The 14,235-nt window shown below is 60.5% G+C and carries 18 protein-coding genes; 9 read left to right on the top strand and 9 right to left on the bottom strand.

All coding sequences use genetic code 11. From position 1 onward, the window contains the following. Positions 1 to 45 precede the first annotated feature (45 nt). The 3 genes from NTD89_RS25835 (at position 46) to NTD89_RS25825 (ending at position 2,249) form a co-directional block, all read left to right on the top strand. On the top strand, positions 46 to 357 hold the full coding sequence (locus NTD89_RS25835; protein ID WP_124418341.1) for a DUF962 domain-containing protein: 312 nt from the start codon (positions 46 to 48) through the stop codon (positions 355 to 357). Between the two features lie 409 nt (positions 358 to 766). After that, positions 767 to 949 (top strand): hypothetical protein, encoded by a 183-nt coding sequence (locus NTD89_RS25830; RefSeq protein WP_262210401.1) that lies wholly within the window; start codon positions 767 to 769, stop codon positions 947 to 949. Positions 950 to 1,052: 103 nt separating this feature from the next. Beyond that, the gene (locus NTD89_RS25825) at positions 1,053 to 2,249 is read left to right on the top strand and encodes an MFS transporter (protein ID WP_145159540.1); all 1,197 of its coding nucleotides are present in this window, start codon (positions 1,053 to 1,055) and stop codon (positions 2,247 to 2,249) included. Here NTD89_RS25825 and arfB read toward each other — a convergent pair. From arfB to NTD89_RS25810, 3 genes are all read right to left on the bottom strand, one after another. After that, the gene (arfB, locus tag NTD89_RS25820) at positions 2,246 to 2,659 is read right to left on the bottom strand and encodes an alternative ribosome rescue aminoacyl-tRNA hydrolase ArfB (protein ID WP_034109044.1); all 414 of its coding nucleotides are present in this window, start codon (positions 2,657 to 2,659) and stop codon (positions 2,246 to 2,248) included. The genes NTD89_RS25825 and arfB overlap by 4 nt on opposite strands. Before the next feature lie 12 nt (positions 2,660 to 2,671). Beyond that, positions 2,672 to 3,355: a pentapeptide repeat-containing protein gene (locus NTD89_RS25815; RefSeq protein WP_262210400.1), complete on the bottom strand. Its 684-nt coding sequence runs from the start codon at positions 3,353 to 3,355 to the stop codon at positions 2,672 to 2,674. 104 nt (positions 3,356 to 3,459) lie between these two features. Continuing rightward, positions 3,460 to 4,881 (bottom strand): amino acid permease, encoded by a 1,422-nt coding sequence (locus NTD89_RS25810; RefSeq protein WP_242196363.1) that lies wholly within the window; start codon positions 4,879 to 4,881, stop codon positions 3,460 to 3,462. A gap of 647 nt (positions 4,882 to 5,528) precedes the next feature. Between NTD89_RS25810 and NTD89_RS25805 the strand changes: the two genes are divergently transcribed. Together NTD89_RS25805 and NTD89_RS25800 are read left to right on the top strand one after the other, a co-directional pair. After that, complete coding sequence (locus NTD89_RS25805; RefSeq protein WP_003237751.1) at positions 5,529 to 5,666, top strand: hypothetical protein; 138 nt, start codon at positions 5,529 to 5,531, stop codon at positions 5,664 to 5,666. Between the two features lie 73 nt (positions 5,667 to 5,739). After that, positions 5,740 to 6,699 (top strand): leucyl aminopeptidase, encoded by a 960-nt coding sequence (locus NTD89_RS25800; protein WP_262210399.1) that lies wholly within the window; start codon positions 5,740 to 5,742, stop codon positions 6,697 to 6,699. A gap of 245 nt (positions 6,700 to 6,944) precedes the next feature. Here NTD89_RS25800 and rluB read toward each other — a convergent pair whose 3' ends face one another. The 6 genes from rluB to NTD89_RS25770 all read right to left on the bottom strand — a co-directional run bounded on the left by rluB (position 6,945) and on the right by NTD89_RS25770 (position 11,960). Beyond that, the gene (rluB, locus tag NTD89_RS25795) at positions 6,945 to 8,189 is read right to left on the bottom strand and encodes a 23S rRNA pseudouridine(2605) synthase RluB (protein ID WP_262210398.1); all 1,245 of its coding nucleotides are present in this window, start codon (positions 8,187 to 8,189) and stop codon (positions 6,945 to 6,947) included. 144 nt (positions 8,190 to 8,333) lie between these two features. After that, entirely contained in the window at positions 8,334 to 8,525 is a 192-nt protein-coding gene (locus NTD89_RS25790; RefSeq protein ID WP_145159550.1) for a DUF1289 domain-containing protein, read from the bottom strand. 134 nt (positions 8,526 to 8,659) lie between these two features. After that, positions 8,660 to 9,622 carry an SMC-Scp complex subunit ScpB gene (gene scpB / locus NTD89_RS25785; protein WP_262210397.1) on the bottom strand — a complete coding sequence of 321 codons (963 nt, stop codon included), beginning with the start codon at positions 9,620 to 9,622 and terminating at the stop codon, positions 8,660 to 8,662. A gap of 12 nt (positions 9,623 to 9,634) precedes the next feature. Further along, positions 9,635 to 10,333: a segregation and condensation protein A gene (locus NTD89_RS25780; protein ID WP_242196412.1), complete on the bottom strand. Its 699-nt coding sequence runs from the start codon at positions 10,331 to 10,333 to the stop codon at positions 9,635 to 9,637. 120 nt (positions 10,334 to 10,453) lie between these two features. After that, entirely contained in the window at positions 10,454 to 11,083 is a 630-nt protein-coding gene (locus NTD89_RS25775) for an L-threonylcarbamoyladenylate synthase (protein ID WP_106578417.1), read from the bottom strand. Positions 11,084 to 11,096: 13 nt separating this feature from the next. After that, entirely contained in the window at positions 11,097 to 11,960 is an 864-nt protein-coding gene (locus NTD89_RS25770; RefSeq protein ID WP_145159557.1) for a PHP domain-containing protein, read from the bottom strand. An 87-nt stretch (positions 11,961 to 12,047) separates the two neighbouring features. Here NTD89_RS25770 and NTD89_RS25765 point away from each other — a divergent pair, with 87 nt between their 5' ends. The 4 genes from NTD89_RS25765 to NTD89_RS25750 all read left to right on the top strand — a co-directional run bounded on the left by NTD89_RS25765 (position 12,048) and on the right by NTD89_RS25750 (position 14,157). Continuing rightward, positions 12,048 to 12,644 (top strand): septation protein A, encoded by a 597-nt coding sequence (locus NTD89_RS25765; protein ID WP_106578415.1) that lies wholly within the window; start codon positions 12,048 to 12,050, stop codon positions 12,642 to 12,644. Position 12,645: 1 nt separating this feature from the next. Then, complete coding sequence (locus tag NTD89_RS25760) at positions 12,646 to 12,945, top strand: YciI family protein (protein WP_262210396.1); 300 nt, start codon at positions 12,646 to 12,648, stop codon at positions 12,943 to 12,945. A 119-nt stretch (positions 12,946 to 13,064) separates the two neighbouring features. Further along, the gene (locus NTD89_RS25755; RefSeq protein WP_145159560.1) at positions 13,065 to 13,472 is read left to right on the top strand and encodes a translation initiation factor 2; all 408 of its coding nucleotides are present in this window, start codon (positions 13,065 to 13,067) and stop codon (positions 13,470 to 13,472) included. 7 nt (positions 13,473 to 13,479) lie between these two features. Beyond that, entirely contained in the window at positions 13,480 to 14,157 is a 678-nt protein-coding gene (locus tag NTD89_RS25750) for a response regulator transcription factor (protein ID WP_145159562.1), read from the top strand. The last annotated feature ends 78 nt before the right edge of the window (positions 14,158 to 14,235 follow it).

Below are 14,235 nucleotides of genomic sequence, written 5' to 3'. Positions count from 1 at the left end.
GCCGAACATCTGTTAGGCGGTACAACCACCCAAGGGCCGGCCAACGTGGAAAACGTCAAACAATTCAATAGCTTCGCCGAGTTCTATCCTTACTACCTGAGTGAACACGGCAATAGCACATGCCGGCGTTTGCACTTCATCGGCACCACACTGGTGATTGGCATCCTGGCGTACGCCATCGGCAAAGGTTCGGTGGGGCTGCTGCTGGCTTTGCCCATCGCCGGTTACAGCTTCGCCTGGATCGGCCACTTCTTCTTCGAAAAGAACCGCCCGGCGACGTTTCAACACCCGCTCTACAGCCTCTTGGGCGACTTTGTGATGTACCGCGACATGATCTTGGGCAAGGTCCCTTTTTAAACAGGGCGCCTTTTTGAACAGGGCGCCTTTTAAGGGGCGTCCTTGAAGGTGTGACCTCTTGTCACTTGCTTAAACAATGAAAATTCGTACATAGGTCGACATAAAATTCTTTTTGTCATTTTCAGTGCTGTATCCTGCCAAGGCTTTTTGAGAGCGCGCAATCACACTGCGATTGATAAAACAGACCTTGCGAGGAGCGACGACGATGCACGAGATACCTAATCTCCCCTTCCCAAGCCTGCACCCAACAGAGCAGCCAACACCGCAGCAGGCCAGCGACAACCGGCCTGAGACCAAAGAAGCACAACCAGTCGACAGCAAAAGCCAGGACTGACGCCGTACCAGACCGTGTGGAAAGCGCACCTTTGAGCGCTTTCCACACTGCCTGAATCACCCCGAGATGCCCGCCATGACTGATACCCTCCCCGACACCCCCGACGCCGCTGTACTCGACGCAGCCCTGCAAATGATCGACGTGTGGAACCGCCTCAGCCCTGAAAAACAGGCGCTCCTGCTCAAGCGCTTCGGCACCCAGGAAAACGCCCTGGCCGCCCTGGTGACCACGCAAATGCTGACGCCTGCCAAACCCTGATCTGTCGGTAATCTGAAGTTTTTACGTTTTGCCGCCCCGCGAGGCGTAAGCGCCGGTATCATTAGCAGCCTATCTTTACCTGCTGCGACAGTGGACCTCTCCCATGCCAGATACCCAGCGCCCCATGGCGGTCACGCTGCAAGTCGTTTCCATCGTGCTGTTCACCTTTATCGGTTACCTCAATATCGGCATTCCCCTGGCCGTGTTGCCGGGCTATGTCCACAGTGAACTGGGCTACGGCGCGGTGATTGCCGGCCTGGTGATCAGCGTGCAGTACCTGGCCACGCTGCTGAGCCGCCCGTATGCCGGCAAAATCATCGACAACCTGGGCAGCAAGCGCGCGGTGTTGATCGGCCTGGCGGGCTGCGGCCTGAGTGGCGTGTTCATGTTGCTGGCCGCGTGGTTTTCCAGCCTGCCGGCCGTCAGCCTGATCAGCCTGCTCATCGGCCGACTGGTGCTCGGCAGCGCCGAAAGCCTGGTGGGTTCGGGCGCCATCGGCTGGGGCATTGGCCGGGTCGGCGCGGCCAACACCGCCAAAGTCATTTCATGGAACGGCATCGCCAGTTACGGCGCACTGGCCATCGGCGCACCACTTGGGGTGGTGCTGGTCAGCCATTTCGGATTGTGGAGCATGGGCGTCAGCATCATTCTGCTGGCGGTGCTCGGCGTGTTTCTGGCCTGGAACAAGGTTGCAGCGCCGATTGTGGCCGGTGTGCGCCTGCCGTTCATGAATGTGCTGGGCCGCGTGCTGCCCCACGGCTGCGCGTTGGCCCTGGGCTCGATCGGCTTTGGCACGATCGCCACCTTTATTACCCTGTATTACACCACCCAGCACTGGGACAACGCCGTGTGGGCATTGAGCCTGTTCGGCGCCAGCTTCATCGGCGCGCGCCTGCTGTTCGGCAATTTGATCAACCGCATCGGCGGCTTTCGCGTGGCGATTGCCTGCCTGTCCGTGGAAATCCTCGGGTTGCTGTTGCTGTGGCTGGCGCCCGACGCCCACCTCGCCCTGGCCGGTGCGGCGTTGAGCGGGTTCGGCTTTTCCCTGGTGTTTCCGGCGCTGGGGGTGGAGGCGGTCAACCTGGTGCCGGCCTCCAGCCGGGGCTCGGCGGTGGGGGCTTACTCGCTGTTTATCGACTTGTCGTTGGGCATCACCGGCCCGCTGGCAGGTGCGGTGGCGGCGGGGTTCGGCTTTGCCTCAATCTTCCTGTTCGCTGCGCTCGCCGCCGCCGGAGGCTTGCTACTGAGCCTGTACCTGTACCGGCAAGCGCCCAAGGCCCGCGAGGCGCGCGACGCTTAAAAGTCGACCTTACCGCGCCCGGCCTTGATGCTGCCGCGCTTGGTCTTGGATTCCAGGCGGCGCTTTTTCGAGCCCAGGGTGGGCTTGGTCGGGCGGCGCTTCTTCTCGACCTTGGTAGCGCTGAGGATCAGCTCCACCAGGCGCTCCAGCGCATCCGCGCGATTCTGTTCCTGGGTCCGGTATTGCTGGGCCTTGAGCACCAGCACGCCTTCACTGGTGATACGGCTGTCGCGCAGCGCCAGCAGCCGTTCCTTGTAAAAGTCCGGCAACGACGATGCCGGAATATCAAACCGCAGGTGCACCGCGCTCGATACCTTGTTGACGTTCTGCCCACCGGCGCCCTGGGCGCGAATGGCGGTCAGCTCGATCTCGGCATCGGGCAGGTGCACGTTGTTGGAAATTACCAGCATCACTCAAAAACCTTAGGCAACGGACAAGCCCAACTCGGATAACAACATCGACGCCTGGGCTTTGGAAATCACGGCGCCTTTGAACAGTTTGGCATCATTGAGGCGAAAGCCGCTCAAATCCGCGCCCCGCAAGTCAGCGCCGGCAAAATTGGCACCGTTGATGCGGGCGTGAGCGAGGCTGCAGTCGACAAGTTCGGCCTTGCGAAAGTCTGCATCCGACAAGTCGCTGTCGGAAAAATCCAGATTATTGAGCACGGTTCGGGCAAACGACAGGCCGGACAAGAACGCACTGTTGAGCAAGGTCTCGCTGAAGCTCAGCCCCAGGGACGCGCAATGGGTGAAGTTGGCGCCCGTCAGTTTGCACTGCGTGAAATGGGCTTGGGACAACTTGCTGCGCTGCCAACGGGTGTTGTTCAGGTCGCAGCTGATGAATTGCGCCTCGAGCAGGTTGGCCGCCTCGAACACGGCGTGCCCGGCCCGGCAACTTTTCCACTGCGTGCCTTCCAGGCGCGCACCGAGAAAGGAAGTTTGCGCCAGTGTGCAGCGCTCGAACACCCAATGCTCCAGCACCCTCCGCGACAGGTCTGCCCCGCTCAAATCGACGCCCATCAAGCGCAACGGCCCGCGGTGCTGGTCGATCAGGTCTTGCACCTCATCGCGCTGCAAGCTGCCGCCGTCGATATCGATGTGCTGCATGAAGCCTCCGGGCAGGGCCGATGAAAAAGAAGGCGCGAGTCTACCCTGTCGGCGCCGACAAAAAACCCGGCAAGGCGCCGGGTTTTCTGTTGAGGCAAGACGGCCTACTTCAACGCCGCACTCGCCGTGGTCAACGCCGCTTCAGCGCTGCGCTTGTTCTTGATCCAGTAGCACAGCCCCATGAACGCCACCCATACCGGAATCGCGTACACCGAGACCTGAATGCCCGGAATCATCAGCATGATCACCAGGATAAACGCCACGAACGCCAGGCAAATGTAGTTGCCGTACGGGTACCACAGCGCTTTGAACAGCGGTACCTGGCCGGTGCGGTCCATGTGCTGGCGGAATTTCACGTGCGAGAAGCTGATCATCGCCCAGTTGATCACCAGCGTGGCCACGACTAGCGACATCAACAGCTCCAGCGCGTGTTGCGGGATCAGGTAATTCATCAGCACCGCCACCAGGGTGACCGCCGCCGACGCGAGGATCGAACGCACCGGTACGCCACGCTTGTCGATCTTCGCCAGGGCTTTGGGCGCATCGCCCTGCTCAGCCATGCCCAGCAGCATGCGGCTGTTGCAGTAGGTGCCGCTGTTGTACACCGACAGCGCCGCGGTCAGCACCACGAAGTTGAGGATGTGCGCGGCAGTGTTGCTGCCCAGCATCGAAAACACCTGCACGAACGGGCTGCCGCTGTAGGCATCGCCGGACGCGTTGAGGGTTGCCAGCAAGCTGTCCCACGGCGTCAGCGACAACAGCACCACGAGCGCGCCGATGTAGAAAATCAGAATGCGGTAGATCACCTGATTGATCGCTTTGGGGATCACGGTGCGCGGCTGGTCGGCTTCAGCCGCGGTAAAACCGAGCATTTCCAGGCCGCCGAACGAGAACATGATGATCGCCATGGCCATCACCAAACCGTTGACGCCATGCGGGAAGAAACCGCCGTGGTCCCACAGGTTGCTCACCGAGGCTTGCGGCCCACCACTGCCGCTGACCAGCAGGTAGCTGCCCAGGGCGATCATGCCAACGATGGCCACCACCTTGATGATGGCAAACCAGAACTCGGCCTCACCAAAGACTTTGACGTTGGCCAGGTTGATCATATTGATCAGCACGAAGAACGCTGCCGCCGAGACCCAGGTCGGGATCTCCGGCCACCAGTAGTGCACGTATTTGCCAACCGCCGTCAGCTCCGACATGCCCACCAGAATGTACAGAATCCAGCAGTTCCAGCCCGACAGGAAGCCGGCAAAACCGCCCCAGTACTTATGGGCAAAGTGGCTGAAGGAACCGGCGACCGGCTCTTCGACGATCATTTCGCCGAGCTGGCGCATGATCATGAAGGCGATGAAGCCGCAGATGGCATAGCCCAGGATCATCGACGGCCCGGCTGATTTAAGCACCCCGGCCGAGCCCAGGAACAGGCCGGTGCCGATGGCGCCACCGAGGGCGATCAACTGGATATGCCGATTTTTCAGGCCGCGTTTCAGCTCGCCTGAAGAGGAATGGGGTCCACTCATGAAAAGGGTCTCACGCAAGGTTTGATGATGTTGAATGCACGTTGCTGCCTTGAATCTCGACTCAAGCAGCGCCGCTCAAACCCCAGCGCAGGCACCAGGAGTACAGCGTCTTTCTAACGGTCATGCGTCACCTGTTTGTTTTTATCTGTGACGAAATCGAACCCGTCCGGCTCGTGGCCAGGCGGAGTGATCAGGATGGATAAACCCTGAGGTCTTGGCCTTTTGCGTAGGTACGCAAGGGAGTCACAGTAAAACGCGGCGCATTGTACACCGCTCGACAGCTTCGGGCCGCCACTGGGGAGCGCCTGTGACAATCTGTCAGGCATTCCTTACAGCGCCGGGTCGCTCAATGACAGCGCGCTTTTAGCGTAAATTAATCGTTACATCCCGGAAAATAAGCGTTACAGGCGCGCTTGATCCGTCAGAAAACGGAAAAATGTCAGTATGAAAAATCCTACAAATTAGCTTCGCCAGTCCGTTGTTTTTTCTAAATAAAAAACCACCGCGAAAAAACAGAAGAAAAAATCCAAATGAGACCGTGTCAATAAATATTTTGCATTCTGAAATACACTCTCCTAGGTTCTTTCACTTGCCAGCGAAGCCCGTTGGCAAGCCGTTCTCAAACAACGTCCTCTAGGAGATACACCATGCAAGCACTGGAAAAAGACCTGGAAACCGAACTGCAACTCGACGATTGGTTTGAAGCGCCGACCCATGAGGCCGCCGTTGAAATGATGCAAGCTGATGCCGTTGTGCCTTTTGGCACCGCGATGTGGCCTTTCTAACACCCGGCAGGCAACCGGCAGGTGTTGTGCACGGCACCTGCCCCCTTACCCCAGGCACAGAAGGACACACGTCATGGACAAGGCCCGCGCCGTCGAACATTTTCTCTACTACCTTGCGCATCACCCGGCCCTCAACGGCCTGAGCCGCCCAACCGTGCTGCTGGGCCACACCGAACGCTATGACGCCATTGCCCAGGCGATCACCCACGGCAGCGCCGCCCGCTTCAATTTCCAGCTGCAGCGCCTGGACCTGGCCGCCAGCGACACCCTGGCCCAGGCCATCGAAACCTGTGACCTGTACCTGTTTCTCTACGATTCCTCGACCCTGCCCAACCCACGCGCCGAAGGCCCGGACTTTATCCGCGCCCTGCAGGGGGTGATGGCCGAGCACTGGAAGAAATCCCTGCTGTTCAAGGATTACGGCGACTATTTCTACGACACCTTCAGCGTCGAGCCGCAACGCATCGCCGACCTCAATGCCACGCTGATCCGGCGCATGTCCCAGGCCAACGTGCTGAGCTTTACCGACAAACACGGCTCGCGCCTGGAAGCGCCGATGAGCAGCATCAAGAAGTGGACCAATATCAATGGCGTCGGCAACCATGACCTGGCGCCGGGCGAGATCGCCACGCACAGCGAGGCCATCAACGGCCAGGTGCGGTTTGTCGGCACCTTCCTCAGCACCATCCCGTTTGCGCGCAAATACGGCGTACTGCAATCACCGCTGGAGCTGTGGATCGAGAACTCGACCATTTGCAGCGTGGCCAGTGATGTGCCGGGCCTGGCGGACGATTTCAACAAGTACTTGAATGCCAACCCGTCCAACCGTCGCGTGGAAGAGCTGGGGATTGGCACCAATGAAGGGGTCAAGGATTTGTATGCGCGCAATGCCGGGTTCGAGGAGCGCCATTGCGGCTTGCACCTGGGCTTGGGCGGCGGGCAGAAAGGCAGTCATCACCTGGATTTGATCTTTGCCAGCGGGGTGTTGGCGCTGGATGACAAGCCGGTGTTTGATGGAAGGTTTGCGTTCTGAGCACACGGCCACCGTGTAGCAGCCGGCTTGCTGGCGATGCCGCCGGTTAGCCATGCACCAGCTTTAGGGCGCTGAAGACCAATGTGGGAGCTGGCTTGCCTGCGATAGCATCACTGCGGTCTGTCAGAAATACCGAGGTGCCTGCATCGCAGGCAAGCCAGCTCCCACATTGGATTGGGTGATCAAATTGAGAGCAAAAAAAACGCCAACCCTCGGGTTGGCGTTTTTTTTGTGCAGCACTTACATCACTGCGGCTTCTTGCGACCAAAACCAGGACGCTGGCCGGAACCGGCCGGGGCGCCACGGCGCTTGCCCGACGGCTCGTCCGCGACCAGTTTCGGCCCAGGACGCTTGTTCGCTGCCGGCTTGGCTGGACGCTTGGTGCTGGCGCTGTCGGCTGGGCGGTCGGCTGCCGGAGCACCACGGCCTTCACCACGGTTGCCGCGGCCGCCGCTTGGTGCTTCGCCGCCACGCGCAGGACGCGGGGTGCGAGGGGCACGCTCGCCTTCCTGGCGGGACGGAGCGGTTGGGCGACGCTCGCCTTCGATGTGCGGCTCACGCGAGATGCGACCGCCGGTGGCCGGTGCATTCAGCGCCGGACGCAGGGTGCGGGCAACACGTTCGGTACGGGCCACAGGACGCGACGATTTACGCTGCATACGCTCAAGCTTGTCTTTGCTCTTGGCGTTCATCTGCGGCATGGCAACCGGCGTCAGGCCGACCTCAGCACTGAGGATATCGACTTCGTACTGGCTCATTTCGCGCCAGCGGCCCATCGGCAGATCGGAGTTCAAGAACACCGGGCCGAAACGCACGCGTTTCAGGCGGCTGACCACCAGGCCCTGGGATTCCCACAGGCGACGCACTTCACGGTTACGGCCTTCCATCACCACGCAGTGGTACCAATGGTTGAAACCTTCGCCGCCTGGCGCCTGCTTGATGTCGGTGAACTTGGCCGGGCCGTCCTCAAGGACGACGCCCGCTTTCAAGCGCTCGATCATCTCGTCATCGACTTCACCGCGTACACGCACGGCGTATTCACGGTCCATCTCGTAGGACGGGTGCATCAGGCGGTTGGCCAGCTCACCGTCGGTGGTGAACATCAGCAAACCGGTGGTGTTGATGTCCAAACGGCCGATGTTGATCCAGCGGCCTTCTTTAGGCTTGGGCATCTTGTCGAACACGGTCGGACGGCCTTCCGGGTCGTCACGGGTGCAGATCTCGCCGTCGGGCTTGTTGTACATAATGACGCGGCGCACCGATTCGGCGGCCTCTTCACGCTTGATGACCTTGCCATCAATGGTGATTGCATCGTGCAGGTCGACGCGCTGGCCAAGGGTGGCTTCAACGCCGTTGACCTTGATGCGCTTCTGGGTGATCCAGGCTTCGACGTCGCGGCGCGAGCCCACGCCGATACGCGCCAGCACCTTTTGCAGTTTTTCGCCTGCTGGGCCGATTTCCTGGCTGTCGTTCTGGTCTTGGTCGTTCATCTTAAGCACCTCCCGGTGGGTCGATTCAGGCGTGGCCTGAAGAGTGTTGAAAGCGGGGCTTTGGGCGAATACGTCGCCAAAGGGTCGCGAATCATACGCGCATGGCGCGCATTGCGCATCACAGACTAGTCGATTAAGCCGCAGTCATTTGCTTTTCCGCCGACCGGTGGCGCCCAGGGCCAACAGGCGCAGCTCGGCTTCGGCCAGCACTGTGCGTTTGTCGACCTTGTCGAGTTTCTTCCAGGCGCGGATTTCGCGCTTGCTGCGGCCACAGCCGACGCAGATATCGTCGCTGAATTTGCAGATGCTGATGCACGGGTCTTTGCTGGAGCTCATGTTTTCTCCCAGACAACCCAGACAATGCAGATCCAATGTGGGAGGGGGCTTGCCCCCAATGCAGTGTCTCAGCCTGCATTTTTGTCACTGGGGCACTGCTATCGGGGGCAAGCCCCCTCCCACATCGAATTGCGTCAGTCTTCGAGTTGGCGGCGTTCGTTTTCGATGGCCTCGGCCAGGGCCCGGGCTTCGTCTTCCTCATCGCTCAACGGCGGTTGTTCGAGGGCGGCGACGGCAGCCAGGAGTTTCTCGCGGGCTTCAGCCACGCCAAGGATGTCTTCCTCGGGCTCCGGTTCTGGCTCGGTTTCCGGTTCCGGTTCCGGCTCAACTTCGACCTCGGGCGCGGTTTCACCGTTCACCTGGGTTTGCGGTTCACTCGCACCGTCACGCAGCAAGTCGTCGAAGTCAGTCTTGATTCCCTGCTCCATGTCGTCCAATTCGAGCAACAAGGTATGGAAACTGGTCTCGTCCTTCGGCTCTTCCGGCTCGGCCGTGGCGTCGGCGAGTTCCTGCAGGCTGGCGGGAACCGGTGCGTCGTCGAAATCCAATACCGGCTCGGCCTCCATCTCGCGCAATTCGGCGAGCGGCGGCAGGTCATCCAGGTTTTTCAGGTTGAAATGGTCGAGGAACACCTTGGTGGTGGCAAACATCGCCGGTTTGCCGGGCACGTCGCGGTAGCCGACGATGCGGATCCACTCGCGCTCAAGCAATGTCTTGACGATATGGCTGTTGACCGCCACACCGCGCACGTCTTCGATTTCGCCCCGGGTGATCGGCTGGCGATAGGCGATCAGCGCCATGGTCTCAAGCATCGCCCGCGAATAACGCTGCGGGCGCTCTTCCCACAGACGGCCGACCCACGGGGAAAACTTCTCACGGATCTGCAGGCGATAACCCGACGCCACTTCGCGCAGCTCAAAGGCGCGGCCATCGCAGGACTTGCGCAGGATCTCCAACGCCTTCTTGAACACCGGTGGCTCAGGGCGCTCGGCCTCTTCAAAGAGTTCGAACAGGCGCTCAAGGGATTGCGGTTTACCCGAGGCCAGGAGAAAGGCTTCCAGCAGCGGCGCCAGTTCGCGGGGTTCAGTCAAATTCATCGATTCAGCTCGTTATTCGGCTCGCGCCCGCACGTGGATAGCCGCAAAAGGCTCATTCTGGACCAGCTCGACCAAGGACTCCTTGACCAGCTCAAGGATTGCCATAAAGGTCACCACCACCCCCAGGCGCCCTTCTTCTTTGGTGAACAACTCGACAAAGGGTACAAACCCGCCGCCCTTGAGGCGTTCGAGCACATCGCTCATGCGCTCGCGGGTCGACAGTGCCTCGCGACTGACCTGGTGGCTTTCAAACATGTCGCCCCGGCGCAGCACTTCGGCCATGGACATCAGCAATTCTTCCAGGCTCACATCCGGCAACAGCTTGCGCGCCCGGGCTTCCGGGGCGTCGAGCTTGGGCACCACCACATCGCGGCCCACACGGCTCAGGTTGTCGATGCCTTCGGCGGCGGCCTTGAAACGTTCGTACTCTTGCAGGCGGCGGATCAGCTCGGCGCGCGGGTCATCCTCTTCGGCTTCGATGGTCTCCGAGCGCGGCAACAGCATGCGCGATTTGATCTCGGCGAGCATCGCGGCCATCACCAGGTACTCGGCGGCCAGCTCCAGGCGCACGGTCTGCATCAGCTCGACATACCCCATGTACTGGCGGGTGATTTCCGCCACCGGGATGTCGAGGATATTGATGTTCTGCTTGCGGATCAGGTACAGCAGCAAGTCCAGCGGGCCTTCGAAGGCTTCAAGGAACACTTCCAGGGCGTCCGGCGGGATGTACAGGTCCAGCGGCATTTCCAGGACCGCCTGGCCATAGACCATGGCAAAGGGCAGTTCCTGCTGGGCGCCGGCCTGGCTGTCGACGGTTTCGACGACCGACATTCAGGCCTCAACCATGAACGGCGTCGGATCGCCGCAACCCACACGCACCACTTCCGGCTCGCCGTCGGCCAGATTGATCACGGTGGAGGCCTTGTTGCCGCCGTAGCCGCCGTCGATGATCAAGTCGACGTGTTTTTCCAGCAGGCGGCGCATTTCGTAAGGGTCGTACAGCGGCTCTTCTTCACCGGGCAGGATCAACGACACACTCATCAGCGGCTCGCCCAGCTCAGCCAGCAACGCCAGGGCAATCGGGTGCTCCGGCACACGCAGGCCGATGGTGCGCTTTTTCGGGTGCAGCAACAGGCGCGGCACTTCGCGGGTGGCGTTGAGGATAAAGGTGTAGGGCCCCGGCGTGTGGGCCTTGAGCAGGCGGAAGGTGCCGGTGTCGACCTTCGCAAACAGCCCAAGCTGGGACAGGTCGCTGCAAATCAGTGCGAAGTTGTGGTTCTTGTCCAGGTCACGCAGGCGTCTGACCCGTTCAACCGCGTTCTTGTCGCCGATCTGGCAACCAATGGCGTAGGACGAGTCGGTTGGGTAGATCACCACGCCGCCGGCGCGGATGATCTCCACGGCCTGTTTAATCAGGCGCGCTTGAGGGTTTTCCGGATGAATCTGGAAGAATTGACTCACGTGTTCTACCTGTTCAGACGGTGGCAATAATGGGGTCATGCTTGAATCGCCCCCACAACAGCGGCAGATCTTCCGGTACTTGGCGATACTCGCCAATCTCGGACCAGCCGCCTGGGCCATGAAAGTCACTGCCGGCGCTGACCAGCAGACCAAATTCGCGAGCAAGTATCGCCAGGCTGCCCACCTGATCGGCGGGTTGGTGCCCGTTAACCACTTCGATAGCGTGGCCGCCCGCTCCAATATAGTCGGCAATCAGCTTGCGGCGCTTGCTGCGGGTGAAATCGTAATGCCACGGATGCGCCAGGCTGACCCAGGCCCCAGCGGCCCGCAGCGTGCCGACGGTGTCTTCCAGGGTCGGCCAGTGTTGCTTGACGTCACCCAACTTGCCGGCGCCCAGCCATTTGCGGAACGCCTCGGCGCGATCCTTTACAAAACCTTCACGCACCATCCAGTCGGCAAAGTGCGGACGGGCCGGTGCGTTGCCGCTGTCGCCCAGCTCCTGCTGGATGGCGCGGGCGCCTTCCAGGCCGTTGGGCATGCCTTTAAGGCTGAGCTTGCGGCTTATTTCTTCGGACCGCAGCCAGCGGCCATCGTGCAATTGGGCAATGGCTTCGACCAACGGCGCGGCGTTCTGATCAAAACCGTAACCGAGCACATGAATGGTGGCGCCGCCCCAGGTGCAGGACAATTCCACGCCGTTGACCAGTTGCATGCCCAGCGCATGCGCGGCCGTACGGGCTTCGTCGAGGCCTTCGAGGGTGTCGTGGTCGGTCAAAGACAGGACTCGCACGCCTTTTTCAAACGCACGCGCAACCAGAACCGCGGGCGCCAGGGCGCCGTCGGAGGCCGTGCTGTGGCAGTGCAAATCAACATTCACGGGGGTGTGTAACCTCAAGTCAGCTGGCGCTATCGCAACCAAGGATGTTTGTTATTATGCCGCCACATCCAGCTTCTGGCTCTTACTGTGAAACAATTCATCGACTTCATCCCGCTGTTGCTGTTTTTCATCGTTACCAAACTCGACCCCAGGGTCATTGATATCGCCGGTCACGAGCTGACATTCGGGGGCATCTACAGCGCCACCGCCGTGCTGATCATCAGCTCGATCGTGGTCTACGGCGCCATCTTCATCTCCCAGCGCAAGCTGGAAAAAAGCCAATGGCTGACCCTGATTGCCTGCCTGGTATTCGGTGGCCTGACCCTGGCCTTTCACAGCGAAACCTTCCTTAAATGGAAAGCCCCCGTGGTGAACTGGCTGTTCGCCCTGGTCTTTATCGGCAGCCACTTCATCGGTGATCGCCTGCTGATCAAGCGCATCATGGGCCATGCACTGACCCTGCCGGACCCGGTGTGGACACGCTTGAACGTGGCCTGGATCGTGTTTTTCCTGTTCTGCGGTGCCGCCAACCTGTTCGTGGCCTTTACCTTCCAGGCCTACTGGGTCGACTTCAAGGTCTTCGGCAGCCTGGGCATGACCGTATTGTTCCTGATCGGCCAGGGTATCTACCTGTCGCGCCACCTGCATGACACCGCCCCTACCACGCCGAAAACCGAGGACTGACATGCTCTACGCCATCATTGCTACCGACGTTGCCAACTCGCTGGAAAAACGCCTGTCCGTGCGCCCGGCCCACGTCGAACGCCTGAAAAAGCTGCAAGCCGAAGGCCGCATCGTGCTGGCCGGCCCACACCCGGCAGTGGACAGCAACGACCCGGGCGACGCCGGTTTCACCGGCAGCCTGATCGTCGCCGAGTTCGCCTCGTTGGCCGACGCCCAAGCCTGGGCCAAGGCCGACCCGTATGTAGCAGCAGGCGTCTACGCCGATGTGGTGATCAAGCCGTTCAAGCAAGTCCTGCCTTGACCCGCTTTGTTTAATAAAGCCGGGCCGAACCTAATCGGTTCGGCGCGCTCCTAATGGCTCATTATTCTCGGTAACCTGCCGACAACGTTCTGAATATTCGTGTGGAATCAGGAGTTCCGATGCGCTTACCTCAGTTGTGTCTGTTGGCAGTGTTAACGATCGGGGCTACGGCCCACGCTGAAGAAACCTCGAACACCGGCAGTTCCACGCCCCTGTCCGTGAGTGCCGCCAGCCAGATCACCGAGTTGCAGCAACGTTTGAAAGAAAGCGAACGGCTGCGTGAAGAACTGAGCAAGCAACTGCAAAGCGCAGACACTGCCCGCGAAAGTGCCCAACTGAATCGCTTGCGCCAAGAGAACCAACGCCTGGCCCAGCAACTCAAAGAATCACAAGGCGGCGCCTTGACCCGCTGGCTGACCGAGCAACAACAGTGGTTTGTCACCGGTGGGGCCGTCGCACTGATCGCCCTGCTGTGCGGGATCTTCGCCAGCGGTGGGCACCGTCGCCGTCGACAATGGCTAAATTGAGTGAGTCATGAGCGAGCTGTTACTGATAGATGATGACCAGGAGCTCTGTGAGCTGCTGACCAGTTGGCTGAGCCAGGAAGGTTTCCAGGTGCGTGCCTGCCACGACGGCTTGAGCGCGCGTAAAGCCTTGGCCGACAGCGCCCCTGCGGCGGTGGTGCTCGATGTGATGCTGCCCGACGGCAGCGGCCTGGAGCTGCTCAAGCAATTGCGCAACGACCATCCGGAATTGCCGGTGCTGATGCTTTCGGCACGGGGCGAGCCGCTGGATCGCATCCTCGGCCTGGAGCTGGGCGCCGACGATTACCTGGCCAAGCCCTGCGACCCGCGCGAACTGACTGCCCGCTTGCGCGCCGTATTGCGCCGTAGTCATCCGGCGGCGGTATCTACTCAGCTGGAACTGGGCGACCTGTGCTTCAGCCCGGTGCGTGGGGTGGTGACCATCGATGAGCAGGAGTTTGCTCTCACCGTGTCTGAGAGTCGCCTGCTTGAAGCCTTGCTGCGCCAGCCGGGTGAGCCGCTGGATAAGCAGGAGCTGGCGCAGATCGCGCTGGGGCGTAAGTTGACCCTCTACGATCGCAGCCTGGATATGCACGTGAGCAATCTGCGTAAAAAGATCGGCCCACATCCGGATGGCCGACCGCGGATCATGGCGTTGCGTAGTCGCGGGTATTATTACAGCCTCTGAGTGGTATAGGGGTTGGGCTTTTGGGGTGGGTGTATATCCGTTATTTGGGTGATGGCCGCTTTGGGTTCCGCCCTTACG

Source organism: Pseudomonas sp. 14P_5.3_Bac1, assembly GCF_025466135.1.
Lineage (GTDB): Bacteria > Pseudomonadota > Gammaproteobacteria > Pseudomonadales > Pseudomonadaceae > Aquipseudomonas.
The sequence above is the reverse complement of the archived record's forward strand: the minus strand, read 5'-3'. Positions and strand labels throughout refer to the sequence as shown.

Bases quoted from the DNA above. Each gene is read 5' to 3' on its own strand.
- NTD89_RS25830 (WP_262210401.1), top strand. From the start codon at position 767: ATGACTGATACCCTCCCCGACACCCCCGACGCCGCTGTACTCGACGCA.
- NTD89_RS25825 (WP_145159540.1), top strand. From the start codon at position 1,053: ATGCCAGATACCCAGCGCCCCATGGCGGTCACGCTGCAAGTCGTTTCC.
- arfB (WP_034109044.1), bottom strand. From the start codon at position 2,659: ATGCTGGTAATTTCCAACAACGTGCACCTGCCCGATGCCGAGATCGAG.
- NTD89_RS25815 (WP_262210400.1), bottom strand. From the start codon at position 3,355: ATGCAGCACATCGATATCGACGGCGGCAGCTTGCAGCGCGATGAGGTG.
- NTD89_RS25810 (WP_242196363.1), bottom strand. From the start codon at position 4,881: ATGAGTGGACCCCATTCCTCTTCAGGCGAGCTGAAACGCGGCCTGAAA.
- NTD89_RS25805 (WP_003237751.1), top strand. From the start codon at position 5,529: ATGCAAGCACTGGAAAAAGACCTGGAAACCGAACTGCAACTCGACGAT.
- NTD89_RS25800 (WP_262210399.1), top strand. From the start codon at position 5,740: ATGGACAAGGCCCGCGCCGTCGAACATTTTCTCTACTACCTTGCGCAT.
- rluB (WP_262210398.1), bottom strand. From the start codon at position 8,189: ATGAACGACCAAGACCAGAACGACAGCCAGGAAATCGGCCCAGCAGGC.
- NTD89_RS25790 (WP_145159550.1), bottom strand. From the start codon at position 8,525: ATGAGCTCCAGCAAAGACCCGTGCATCAGCATCTGCAAATTCAGCGAC.
- scpB (WP_262210397.1), bottom strand. From the start codon at position 9,622: ATGAATTTGACTGAACCCCGCGAACTGGCGCCGCTGCTGGAAGCCTTT.
- NTD89_RS25760 (WP_262210396.1), top strand. From the start codon at position 12,646: ATGCTCTACGCCATCATTGCTACCGACGTTGCCAACTCGCTGGAAAAA.
- NTD89_RS25755 (WP_145159560.1), top strand. From the start codon at position 13,065: ATGCGCTTACCTCAGTTGTGTCTGTTGGCAGTGTTAACGATCGGGGCT.
- NTD89_RS25750 (WP_145159562.1), top strand. From the start codon at position 13,480: ATGAGCGAGCTGTTACTGATAGATGATGACCAGGAGCTCTGTGAGCTG.